At 37.3% G+C, this 13454-nt stretch carries 8 protein-coding genes; 5 read left to right on the forward strand and 3 right to left on the reverse strand.

Annotation, left to right across the window (positions count from 1 at the left end; all coding sequences use genetic code 11):
* The first annotated feature begins 80 nt into the window (after nt 1-80).
* The 3 genes from JOE44_RS16530 to JOE44_RS16540 all read left to right on the forward strand — a co-directional run bounded on the left by JOE44_RS16530 (nt 81) and on the right by JOE44_RS16540 (nt 4174).
* Nucleotides 81-2288, forward strand: a complete 2208-nt coding sequence (locus JOE44_RS16530) for a S46 family peptidase (protein WP_209786405.1) — start codon at nt 81-83, stop codon at nt 2286-2288.
* A 77-nt stretch (nt 2289-2365) separates the two neighbouring features.
* Nucleotides 2366-2842, forward strand: a complete 477-nt coding sequence (locus tag JOE44_RS16535; protein WP_209786406.1) for a YdeI/OmpD-associated family protein — start codon at nt 2366-2368, stop codon at nt 2840-2842.
* 108 nt (nt 2843-2950) lie between these two features.
* Complete coding sequence (locus tag JOE44_RS16540; RefSeq protein ID WP_209786407.1) at nt 2951-4174, forward strand: spondin domain-containing protein; 1224 nt, start codon at nt 2951-2953, stop codon at nt 4172-4174.
* Nucleotides 4175-4240: 66 nt separating this feature from the next.
* Here JOE44_RS16540 and JOE44_RS16545 read toward each other — a convergent pair whose 3' ends face one another.
* The 3 genes from JOE44_RS16545 to JOE44_RS16555 form a co-directional block, all read right to left on the reverse strand.
* Nucleotides 4241-4531 (reverse strand): hypothetical protein, encoded by a 291-nt coding sequence (locus tag JOE44_RS16545; RefSeq protein ID WP_209786408.1) that lies wholly within the window; start codon nt 4529-4531, stop codon nt 4241-4243.
* A 160-nt stretch (nt 4532-4691) separates the two neighbouring features.
* Complete coding sequence (locus JOE44_RS16550; protein ID WP_209786409.1) at nt 4692-7799, reverse strand: non-ribosomal peptide synthetase; 3108 nt, start codon at nt 7797-7799, stop codon at nt 4692-4694.
* A gap of 450 nt (nt 7800-8249) precedes the next feature.
* The gene (locus tag JOE44_RS16555; protein ID WP_209786410.1) at nt 8250-9785 is read right to left on the reverse strand and encodes a YifB family Mg chelatase-like AAA ATPase; all 1536 of its coding nucleotides are present in this window, start codon (nt 9783-9785) and stop codon (nt 8250-8252) included.
* A gap of 281 nt (nt 9786-10066) precedes the next feature.
* Here JOE44_RS16555 and JOE44_RS16560 point away from each other — a divergent pair, with 281 nt between their 5' ends.
* The gene (locus JOE44_RS16560) at nt 10067-11275 is read left to right on the forward strand and encodes a PepSY-associated TM helix domain-containing protein (RefSeq protein ID WP_209786411.1); all 1209 of its coding nucleotides are present in this window, start codon (nt 10067-10069) and stop codon (nt 11273-11275) included.
* Nucleotides 11276-11285: 10 nt separating this feature from the next.
* Nucleotides 11286-13409 carry an outer membrane beta-barrel family protein gene (locus JOE44_RS16565; protein ID WP_209786412.1) on the forward strand — a complete coding sequence of 708 codons (2124 nt, stop codon included), beginning with the start codon at nt 11286-11288 and terminating at the stop codon, nt 13407-13409.
* The last annotated feature ends 45 nt before the right edge of the window (nt 13410-13454 follow it).

Below are 13454 nucleotides of genomic sequence, written 5' to 3' on the forward strand. Positions count from 1 at the left end.
TATCATCCCATTTTCATACCATTCCGGGACAGAATCTCGTAAAAATTAGTAAATTAGCGACACAAAAATTATTTTATAAAATGAAAAGACTATTTCTACTATTCACTTTCTTACTGGGCTTTGCTCAGATGAGGGCGGATGAGGGGATGTGGCTGCTAATGCTCATCAAAAGACTTAACGGTGTTGATATGCAAAAAGAGGGTCTACATCTTACGCCTGAAGAAATTTATTCAGTAAACAATTCAAGTTTAAAGGATGCTATCGTAAGTTTCGGTGGATTCTGTACAGGTGAAATTGTTTCTGATAAAGGACTTATATTTACCAACCACCACTGTGGTTACGGTGCTGTTGCTGCTGCTTCTACACCAGAAAAAGATTATTTGAAGAACGGATTCTGGGCAATGAAGCAGAAAGACGAATTCAATGCAAAGGATCTTTATGTAAGATTTTTAGTGAGAATGGATGATGCTACGCAGAGAATCAATTCTAAGCTAAACAACAATATGACCGGAGCAGAGAGAAAAGCTGTTATTGATGCTGAAACTAAAGCAATCCAGACAGAAAACTCTGAAAACGGGAAATATACTGTCGTAGTAAGAGATTTCTTCAACGGAAACGAATTCTACTATTTCGTATATCAGGATTATAAAGATATCAGATTAGTAGGTGCTCCACCTTCATCATTAGGAAAATTCGGAGGAGATACAGATAACTGGGAATGGCCAAGACACACTGCAGACTTTACTGTTTTCAGAGTGTATGCTGATGCTGCAGGAAACCCTGCTGAATATTCTCCAAGCAATACTCCTTTAAAACCTAAGCACTTCCTTCCGGTTTCTCTTAAAGGAATTAAGCCTGGTGATTTCTCAATGATCTTAGGATACCCTGGAAGAACAAACCGTTACCTGACTTCTTACGGAATTCAGCAAATGGTAACTAAAGATTACCCGGCTTGGGTTGAAGCTTCTAAACTTGCTATGGATGTAATGAAAAAGTACATGGACAAGGATAAAGCAACCCAGCTTAACTATGCTTCTCAATATGCTTCAGTAGCTAACTACTGGAAAAACAGACAGGGAACTATTGATGCAGTAGAGAAAAACGGAACAATTTCAGACAAACAAAAGATCGAAGAAACTTACAATAAGTGGGCTGCAATGCCAGGAAACGATCAATACAATGGCGTTTTAGAAGATATTGGTACTTATTACAAGCAAGTATCTGATAGAAATGTTGAAAGAAACTATGCTTCTCAGTTTTCAAGAAATGCAAAATATATTACCCTTGCATTACAAGTAGGTTCTGCACTTAAAGCTTATGCTGCGCAGGATATGCAGGGAAGATTAGCAATGAAAGCTAAAACTGAAGCTGCCATCAAAGCTGCTTATGAAAACTTCAATCCATCTTTGGAAGGAGAAATGCTTGCGGCTATGACCAGCCTTTATCAGGCGAGAGTTAAAAACCCTGATGTTGCTTCTGCTACTATTTTAGGGTTAGATGCTAAAACAGTTTCTAATTTAGCTTACTCTTCAATCTTTGCTAACAAGACTTCTGCTACAAACTTCTTATTGAACCCAGATGCTTTGAAACTTGATGCTGACCCTCTTTGGAAAGCCGCTAACGGAATCATTGCTGATCAAAAGATAAGCACAGAAAGATTTGTTAAAATTGATGATAATTTTGCAAAAAATAACCGTCTTTTCTTAGCAGGTCTAATGAAGGCTATGCCTGAGAAAAAATTCTATCCGGATGCTAACTCTACCATGAGATTAACTTACGGTACAGTAGATAAATTACCTATCAGAAATGACAGAAACTATTTTGGTATTACTGATAACTACTATACAGATATGACAGGTGTTGTTGGAAAATACAAGAAAGGTGATGAAGAATTCGATCTTCCTCAAAGAGTGATTGATCTTTACAACCTTAAAGATTTCGGACAATATGCTGATGCTGCAGGATATATGCCTGTAAACTTCCTTTCTAACAACGATATTACAGGAGGTAACTCTGGTTCTCCGGTAATTGATGGAGACGGAAACCTTATCGGTATTGCTTTCGACGGTAACAGTGAAGCATTAAGCGGTGATATTGTATTCGAACAGGAATGGCAGAAAACAATTAACGTAGACGTTCGTTTTGTTCTTTGGACAATCGATAAGTTTGCAGGTGCTAGAAGATTAGTTGATGAATTAAAGCTTGTAAGAGGTGAAAATACTCCAGCTGATACAAAAACTAAAAACTCAGGTACTACTGCAACACCTAAGAAAATCAAGAAAAAATAATATTTTTTGATATATTTTTTGAAACCGTGAATTTACTTTCACGGTTTTTTTATTTTTGACTCTTAAAACATGTCATCATGATCCTTAAAAAAATTGAATTTACAGCCATTATTCAGCAAAACGGAGAAATGAATGCTGCATTTGTAGAATTTCCATTTTCTACGGAGGAATTGTTTAATAAAAAAGGACAGGTAAAAATTAAAGCCTTATTTGATAATAAAATCGAATACCGTGGAAGCCTGGCTAAAATGAAATCAGATTGTCATATTTTAGGACTTACCCAAGAAGTCAGAAAACAGCTTGGTAAAACTTTCGGCGATGAGGTTTCTGTTTCTCTTATTGAGGACAAGGAAGAAAGAGTGGTTGAAATTGCCGGTGACATTGCCTCTGTTTTTAATGAAAATCCGGATGCAAAAGGTCTGTTTAACAAAATGAGTTACACTCACAAAAAGGAATACATCCGCTGGATTGAAGAAGCCAAGAAACCGGAAACAAGAGAAAACAGAAAAATAAAAATGATTCAGATGATTCTGGATGGGAAAAAGGGAATATAATCATCTTTTTGAAAAAAAAATGAATTAAGAAAATATTTTTTGTCAGGATCTCAAAAAGTAGCCGACTATAGTTACAGATATCAATGATAACTATAAAAATTTACTTTTATGAACAAATTTATTTTCAGAACATCTGTTTTAGCGGCAGCAACTCTAGCCACATTTACCCTTTCTTCATGCAAGGATTCAAATGATGACATGATGATGGACATGTCTTTTCAAAGAACAATTACCTTTGAAAATGTAGTAACCCCTAAAGATTTTGTAGAAAGCGGAAGTTTTCAGGGAACAGGAACTCCTATTATTTTGCCGGGACAATCTGTTTCCGTTACATTCAGTGCAGGAAAAACACAGGCCTTGATGTTCGCAACGATGTATGGAGCTTCAAAAGACTGGTTTTTTGCCTCCCAACAGCCAGGGATCAAACTGTTTGATACCAATGGGAATGCGATTACGGGAGATGTTTCTTCAAGTGTACGACTATGGGATAACGGAACGAAAGATGATGCTACAGGACAGGTTGAAAGCAAGCCCATCATGCAGGTTCCTAATGTAAATGCTTCACAGCTTATGAAACTCAATCTGGTTTATAATGATGTAACTTCGGAATTTACTCTCACCATTACCAATACTTCTGGCGGAACCGCCAACGAAACTCCTTTTTCTCCCGGAGTATGGGCAGTATCCAACTACAATGGTTCTCAGCTGCTGAACAGTGCGCCATTCTTTACACCTAATGCATTATCAAATCCTGAAATTACAGATATTGCTCAAATGGGAAATATCAGTAAAATGATGACTAAACTGAATGCCAATACCGGAATTATGACAGGGCTTTCTCCTGCTTTGGTAGTTGTTTACCGTGGTGACAAAAATCCAATGTATGAATTGGGTAAAACAGATAGCGGAATAGGACTGAAAGATATTGCCCAGTTTGGAAATGTAGCCAAACTTCAAAACAGTTTGAAATCTTTATCCAATGTGAAAGGGGTATATATTGCCGGAAATGCACCTGTAGCACCGGGAAGTAAGGTAGCCACAAACTTTAATGCTGAACCGGGTGATAAAATTGCCTATGTAACGATGTTTGGTTTCTCCAACGACTGGTTCTATGCTAATGAACAAAGCATTGATGCCAATAGTAAGGGAGACATTAGTTCAAAAACCTCATTATATGATTCCGGAACAGGTATTGATCAATATCCCGGCGCTGGAAATCATCAGGCATTATTTGGCGGAACTCCACAAAGTGAAAATAAGATCATTTCCAAAGTGGGAACCCAGTATCCAGTTCCTGCTGTTCAGAATGTGATTAAAGTAACCATCAATTAATCCTCAGATAAATAAAAGATCAGACCTTATTGTCTGATCTTTTTCTTTATAGAAGCCTATGCCTGACTATAGCTTTAGCTGGCCTTCCAAATATTGTTCTCCTCCTCCATTGGTAACCGTTATAAAACCTTCATATTGGCTTACCTTCACCCCCAGATCATTGTTTATTTCCTTAAAATATCCAGCTTTTTCTTTGTTATAGATTGTATCTCCCTGCCAAAGAAATTTTGCAGACTGTCCTGTTTTATTGTGAAATGTAAGAGCTTTCAATGAGTTTGTAAGTCCCCCGGATCTAAGATCTACCACTGCACTTTCATTGGCAGCAAAATCTTTGGACAATACAATAATGTTATTCATTTATTTTTCTTTGGTTTTCGGTTAATTAAAAGCTGAGCAATACTTTCTCATTGCCCTGATACAAATGTCATTCTCCACTACGACAAAACTTGACGTATTTGCTCGCCAAAAATTAAAAGCCCAAACATATTCTGCCTGGGCTTTTTCAATTATTAAAATACTATTCAACCGGAATTCCCAGATATTGTAAATAGGAATCCAATATTTTTTTATCAAATACCGGTTCCTGAATGCCCGACCCTTCCAGATACTCAATAACATTGGAGCAGTCCCATACGTAAGTGTTCTGGTAAAGTTCTACAGTAGATAACCCTTCATGCATATTATCTCTGAAAAGACTTGTTAATGGATACAAACGGTTTTTACTGTCATTTTCCCATTGTTTTCGCCATTCTTTATAAGGCAGACCTTTGAGTGGGAAAGGATAATATTTCTTCATCAATCCAAAGAAATCCTCCAGCGTAAGATTGGTTTCCGGACGGGCAATCAGATTGAATTTTTTGCCTATCGCTTCTTTATTTTTTGTGATATGAGTCATGGCTCTTGTCATGTAATCTACTGTGATAAGACCTTCTCTAAGCTCAGTCAATGCAGGATAAGACTTGAATTCTATGCAGTTTTTCACCAATCCGGACCACCACTGATAAGAAGCACTTGCTCCTGTTTCACTGTGGCACATTGCGTATCCCAGGCGATAAGTAATCAATGGCAACCCCTCTTTTGCCGCTAAACCGGCAACAGCTTCCATGACCCATTTACTTCTTACATAGCCAATATCTTTGCTTACAGACATCAGGTTTTGTTCAATATCATCGGATTCAAGCATTACTTTTTTTCCGGTAAATACATGTCCCCAGCTGTACACAGAAATGGTGGATAACAAGGCAAGACATTTTGTTCTCTCCGCCCCTGCCAATTTTATGATTTCCCTTAATCCTTCAACATTCGGAGCTTTCATGTAGGAATAAGGTTCAATGAAGTTTACTGAGCTTCCGGAGTGATAAATCACATCGGTTTGTTTTGCCAGTTTTGTGAATGTTTCTTCTGATAATCCTAAAGACGGCAAAGCCAGATCTCCGATTACAGGAATAATTCTTGATTTCTGTTCTATTTTTTGAGGAATGCGGTATTGTTTAAAACATCTGTCAATTTTATCCATTGCAGAAAATTCGTCCTGAGCTCTTACGAGGCAATAAATATCTGCATGGGTAGTATCCAGAAGTTCCTGCAACAGATGAATTCCCACAAATCCTGTAACACCTGTTAAAAATATGGCCGTTGTATTTTCCACCTGCTTAGGATCAAATCCGCCTGCAAAAACAGTTCCGGGAGCTAGATAAACATCTTTCTGTAATTCAACATAAGGCTCTACATCTTCCACAGGAATTGCTTCCCGTGTTTCCCTAGATCTGGCAATAAGAACTTCTGATAACTGCTGCAATACCGGATACTGATAAATATCCCGTAAATAGATCTTTATATCAAGCTTTCTTTGTAACGCTACAACAACAGTTGCTACCAACAGAGAATTTCCTCCAATATCAAAAAAATTATCTGTAATATTAATAACGGGGCGTTCCAATGCAGAAGACCAGACCTCTACAATAATTCTTTCAGTTTCATTGGTAGGAGGTTCGAATGAAATTAATTCTTTGGCTTCTTTATCAGCCAGATCTTTTAATGCCTGGGTATCTGTTTTACCGTTTGCTGTTAATGGAATTGAATCTACAAAAATAATCTGTGCAGGAATCATATAGCCCGGAAGCTCTTCTTTCAATGCATTTCGTATTAAAGAAATATCCTTTATCGCATCAGATTTTAATACAATAAAAGCAATCAGATATTGGGTACTTCCTTCCGTCTCTTTACCAATGACCACTGCTTCTTTATTATTTTCCTGCCGGATTAATGAACGTTCTATTTCTCCAAGTTCAATCCTGAATCCACGAATTTTCACCTGATTATCAATTCTTCCCAAGAATTCTATATCACCATCCGGTTTCCATTTGGCTAAGTCTCCGGTACGATAAAGCTTTTCTTTTTCATTGAAGGGATTGGTAATGAATTTAGTATTTGTAAGTTCTTCATTATTAAGATATCCATTGGCTAAAAGGCTTCCTCCAATGCATAATTCTCCTATAGCTCCCACCGGCAGCAATTCCATATTATCACTTAAAATATAGGCTTTTGCATTGGCGATAGGTCTTCCTATAGAGGAAACATATTTTCCGTTGGTGTCTTTCACTTTTTTGAATGTAGCAAATACAGTACATTCCGTGGGACCATAATAGTCTACCAGTTCGTAGCTCAATTCAGAAGTAAGTACGGGTTTGAGCTTTTCACCTCCCGTAAAGAGATATTTCAATTTCAAATCGTTATAATTCCTGGAGTAATTAACTACAGAAGGTGCTAAAACAGAGGGCACAAAACCGTGTGTAATCTGATTTCTTCTGTAATAATCCACCAATGCATGAGCATTTGTTCTGTCTTCGTTATCTGCAATAAAAACAGAACCTCCGGCAGTAAGTGCCGACCAGGTTTCCCATACGGAGATATCAAAAGCCAATCCTGCAACAAGAGTCAGTTTTGAATGGTGATCCACATGAAAATGATGGTTATGCCATGTTACCAGATGTTGTATAGCCTGATGGCTCACCATCACACCTTTGGGTTTTCCGGTGGAGCCGGAAGTATAAATTGTGTATGCTAAACTGTTCTGATGAATAGTAATTCCAGGATATTCTGAAGATAAATCATCAAGATTCCCGATATTGCTCAGATCAAACACTTTTGTCTTTTCTGTTTCTGATAAAAGGTCTCCGAGAATTTGATTGGTAATGATAATATCAGCAGCGGTATCTGAAAGAATATACTCTACTCTCTTCGCAGGGTAAGCAGGATCTATTGGAACATATGCCGCTCCCGTCTTAATAATCCCAAGAACTGCAACAAGCCATTCTAAAGAACGATCGAGCCAGACAGGAACATATTTTCCTTCTTTGATACCCTGCCCTAATAGAAATCCGGCAACCTGATTACTTCTCTGATCCAAATCTCTATATGTAATTTCCTGATCCCGATAAACTGCTGCCGTTTTATCGGGATGCAGAATTGCCTGTTTCCGGAAAAGAGATTCCAATGTTTCTTCGTGGTGATAATCCCAGCCGGTTTTATTGAATCCGTTTAACAATTTTTCTCTGTCTTCAGATGACAGTAATACAGCTGAACCTATTGATAAGGCTTCTAATGAGGGAATTGTGTTTGACATAATAATAATTTGATTTGGTTTAAAAATTTGTAATTATTGGATTTGAATCTATTTAAAGTTGATTTCAGACTTTATGAAACAAGGAAACAACTGGGTATAAGGTATAACCACAGTTTATTTACTAAATGTGTTTCATAAGAGTTTAAAAAACGGAATGACATAAAGTCTTAAGCGGTTCACTCATTGAGAAGAACCGCAAACGTTATTTATTGGAATCAAAAAGAAGAAAGAATGTATGGTAGATATTCTTCAGAAATCGAGGTGAATATTTTACTCCGAATTTAAAAATTTGATTTTCATAATATAATATTATTAATAATTTGGTAATCAAACTTAACATAATATTTCAGCCTATGCGTTACATAATTACTATGTTTATCGTAAAGAATAGAATTAAACTTATGAAAATATCATTTGTATTTATTTAAAAATCAATCCAATAATGAAAAATCAACCATTCCAGAATTCACGATCCAGGCTTCTGTATTGTATGGCTTCAGAAATATGATGAGACAGAATATTTTCAGATTCTTCAAGGTCCGCGATTGTTCTGGCTACTTTCAGAATTCTGTCATATGCTCTTGCTGAAAGATTGAGTTTCTCCATTGCTAATTTGATAAGACCGAAAGAGGTTTCATCCAATTCACAAAATGCCTCAATTTCCTTTGGCCCTATCTGGGCATTACTGCTGATTGTAAGATGCTGATACCGATTATTCTGGATATCTCTTGCTTTCAGCACACGTTCCCGGATGTCACTACTCTTTTCCCCTTTTCTTTTTTCAGAAAGCTGTTCAAATTCTACCTTCTGAACTTCAATATGGATATCAATCCTATCCAGAAGCGGCCCTGAAAGTTTATTCATATACCGCTGCATTTCATAAACAGATGACGTATTATTAGGATCATCAGGGAAAAAACCGCTTGGACTGGGATTCATAGAGGCCACCAACATAAAACTTGCCGGATAGTTTACCGTAAACCGGGCTCTTGAAATAGTTACTTCACGATCTTCCAAAGGCTGTCTCATAACTTCCAGAACGGTTCTTTTAAATTCAGGCATTTCATCCAGAAATAATACGCCGTTATGAGCAAGGGAAATCTCTCCTGGCTGCGGATAACTTCCGCCTCCTACCAGGGCAACATCAGAAATCGTATGATGCGGAGATCTGAAGGGACGAACAGTCATCAATGATGCTTCAGTTCCTATTTTCCCCGCTACAGAATGAATTTTCGTTGTTTCCAGCGCTTCTTTCAATGTCAAAGGAGGTAAAATACTGGGAACTCTTTTGGCCAGCATCGTTTTTCCACTTCCGGGCGGACCGATCAAAATGATATTATGACCGCCTGCTGCTGCAACTTCCATTGCTCTTTTGGCGGTTTCCTGACCTTTAACCTCGGAGAAATCAAAAGGAAAATTGTTGATCTTCTCATGAAACTCTTTTCTGGTATCCAACGTCATTTTTTCAAGTGGTTTTCCTTCATTAAAGAAATCAATAACTTGTCTGATATTTTCTACCCCATATACTTCAAGATCACTGACAATAGCAGCTTCTCTGGCATTTTGTTTAGGGAGAATAATTCCTTGAAAGCCTTCTTCTCTTGCCTGAATAGCAATAGGTAAAACACCTTTGATAGGCTGCAGGCTTCCGTCGAGAGAAAGCTCGCCCATAATAATATAATTCTCAATTTCCTCCGCCAAAATCTGATCTGAAGCAGCTAAAATCCCGATCGCTATACTCAGATCATATGCTGAACCTTCTTTTCTGAGATCGGCAGGAGCCATATTAATGGTAATTTTCTTTCCGGGAATTTTAAATCCTACATTTTTCAGTGCTGCAGAGATTCTGTAACTGCTTTCTTTAATCGCATTATCCGGGAGGCCTACAAGATGGTATCCTACTCCTCCGGTATCTACATTTACTTCAATAGTAATGGTCTGTGCGGCCACTCCATGAATGGCACTTCCATAAATTTTGATCAGCATGGTGTGTTTTTGAAGTAAAAGTAAACAATATAGTATTTTGAAAATCTGCAAGTTACATTAATGATTTTCTATGTAAATAAGTATATCTAAAAAGATATCAATAAAAAAGCATTGGGATAGATTCTTCAAGACTATTAAGATTTTCATATGGCTCGGATAGCATACCTGCTAATAAAAATCAGGTTTTAAAGGAGAAATAAAGCCATCTTACTGTTTAGAATTAGTATAAATAGCGTTATATTTGTAATTTATTATTTTTAATAAGACTAAATAGATATTAAATGCAGCAGACCGGTCATAAAAAATCCAAAGGGACCTTCAAAAAATATATTCTGAAAGCTCATTTATGGCTCGGATTGTTTTCAGGTATTATTGTATTGATAGTTTCTTTATCAGGTGCATTTTTTGTTTTCAATGAGGACATTACCGCTGCATTACGCAAGGACACTACCTTTCATGGAGAAAAAGATATTCAGCATAAGAAGCCAATTCCTATACGCGAGTTAAAAGATATTGTGAATGCCCAGCTGAAAAGTGAAATCGTAAAAACAGATGAAGTAACTATTCCTATAGATCCCGCCCGCTCTTATCAGTTCGGACTGATTAAAGTTAATGAAGAAGGTTGGAATCACTTCAATACCTTCATTGTTTTTAAAAACGTTTATGTCAATCAATACACAGGAAAGGTACTTGCCATATATGATGTAAAAAATAATCCTTTCTTTATCTGCATGACCCTGCACCGCTCATTACTGCTAAGCAATAAAATTGGCGGTACTATCGTGGGAATATCTACCATCATCTTTGTCATAATGCTGATTACCGGAATTATCCTATGGTGGCCGAAGAATAAAAAAATGCGTCAACAGCGTCTATGGTTCCGTTGGGAGAAGGTAAAAGGCTGGCGACGTAAAAATTATGACGTACACAATATCCTTGGCTTTTACGCCTCTTTTCTGGCGATTGTTGTAGCCATTACCGGTATTATGTATTCGTTCCGGATTACCCAGGTGTGGGTATATGCATTACTCAATGGCTTTTCCACTGCTACCCCAGATTACAGTCAATATAAAACAACCGCTCCCGAATCTGTGGAGACTGCAACAACCATAGACCGTATCATAGAACAGGTAAAAACTCATTATCCAAAAGCTTATTCTTTTGGACTTGATCTGGAAGACCATGCTGAAGCAGATCACAAACACGATAATTTAAGCATATGGATCAAGGATAAGGAATTCACTTATGCCGAGTCTTCGATGATGATTTTCGATGAGCATTCCGGGAAGCTTTTATTTAACCATCCCCACGAAGACAAACCTATGGCTGAAAGAGCTACAGATGCTACGTATGATCTACACGTGGGAGCTTTTTTTGGAATGCCCGGAAAAATTCTGGCCTTTATCATGAGTTTATTCTGTGCCTCATTGCCCATAACCGGATTCATGATCTGGTGGGGAAGAAAAAATAAAAAAAAACCAACAACCTAAATCTATTATCATGAAGAAACACTATATATGGCTCCCTTTAATGGCGAGTCTGAATGCCTACGGACAAACTGAAAGCCAGAACGATTCTATACAAACGGATAAAATCTCAGAGATCAGCGGCATCGTAGTAAAAGGGAGTAAAGCCGTTTTCCAGCAAAAAGCTGATAAAATGATTTTTAATGTAGAGAATAGTGTGTTGTCTGATGGCACTTCTGTTTTGGAACTGCTTGGCAAAACTCCCGGTGTGGTAGTTTCGCAAGAAGGTGAACTCTCATTACGAGGCAAAAAAGGAGTAAGTGTAATGATTAACGGTAAGCTGAGCTCGCTCTCTGCAAAAGAACTTGCTAACCTGTTGCGTTCTACCAATTCCACACTGGTGAAAAATATTGAAATAATTGCCAATCCTTCCTCTAAATATGATGCTGCAGGAAATGCCGGCATCATTAATATTGTACTGAAAAAAAGCTCATCAGAAGGACTGAGTGGCAACTATTATCTGAACGGAGGAAGAGGCCGTAAAAGCAGAGTAAATACAGGATTGAGCCTGAACTATACTCATCATAAACTCTCTCTACATGGAGACTACAGCTATACCTTTCGTGGCGAAGAAGAAAGACGAAACTTTAGCCAGATTTTCTTCGATGAAAAACAATCTCAACAAATAACCAGGAGAACAGATCAGAATTCAATGACCAATGAGCCTTTAACTTCTAATAACTTTAAGTTTGGCGCTGATTATGCTTTTAGCGACAAAACAACTATTGGTGCTTTATTTGATGCTAAGATAGGACGATATGAAGATTTTTCGAAAGGGGAAAACAGAATATTCCAGCCGATAGATAACCTGTTTGCTCATGTACTTTCAGATAATAAAAGCAAGGAAAACTGGTACGATTATACCTATAATTTAAAAGGTACGCATATCTTCAATGATAAGGATTATAAGGTAGATGTGGATCTGGAATACGAAACTTCACGTTTTTCTTCCCGCCAGAATCAGATTTCAGATGCATTGGTGAATCTGGGACCAGAGAAATTCAACAACAGAAAAGGCAACATTGCTTCCCGCCTGAAGGTTTTCAATGCTAAGGTAGACTTTACTCTACCTTTTAGCGAAATGCATAATCTGGAAACAGGGTTAAAATCTACTATAAAGTCTAATAACAATCCTTCTGAGTATTTTATAGAGCAGGATAATGAATGGATTAATGATGATAAAGCAAGTAATGAATATGCATACAAGGAGCAGATACATGCATTGTATGCCAACTACAAACTTAATCTTACGAAATGGACATTCCAACTGGGGTTAAGAACAGAAATAACCCATACAGATATCAATCAAAAAACTTCCGGGGAACAACGAAAAAGAGATTATACAAATCTTTTTCCCAGTGCATCAATCAAATACCAGATGGATGATCAACATGGATTTTATGCCTCATACAGTAAAAGAATCAACAGACCCAGTCACTTCGATTTGAATCCGTTCCGCTTTTATGATGATCCTTTCAATTACTGGCAAGGAAACCCCAATCTGAATCCGGAATTTACCCACGCAACAGAATTGGGATATACCTGGGGAAAATACATTATTGCATCAGCCTATTTTAGTGTTACAAATGATGTAATGACAGAAGTATACAACTATCAGCCAGACACAGGAATCCTCGTAAAAACTCAGGATAATCTAAATAAATCTTATGTATATGGCGCCAATATTACAGCCACTACAAAGCTTTTTAAATGGTGGTCACTTACTTCTATGCTGAATATATTCAACAGTGAATATAAGGGCAATTATCAGAATTACTCGGTCAACAGTTCTCAACTGGCATTTACGTTAAATGCACAAAATAGCTTTAGCATTGCAAAAGGATTGAAAGCAGAGGCTAATGGGCAGTATTTTTCGAAATCTAATATTGGCTTGTTTATCCGCGATGCTTATTTTGACCTGACATTAGGGGTTTCTAAAACATTATTAAAGGATAAAGCAACCGTAAAACTTGCAGTAACGGATTTATTAAAGACCAATAATTACCGGGTAACAGGAAATAATTTCAGCTCTACCATCCGACAAAAATACAATCTGGACAGCCGTGTGGTAACGCTTTCATTCAACTATAAACTTTAACCCAATTATATCCGGGCATTTTAGTACAGCCTTGTCAAGGTTTTT

It is taken from the genome of Chryseobacterium sp. PvR013 (genome assembly GCF_017833095.1).
In the GTDB taxonomy this organism is placed as follows: domain Bacteria; phylum Bacteroidota; class Bacteroidia; order Flavobacteriales; family Weeksellaceae; genus Chryseobacterium; species Chryseobacterium culicis_A.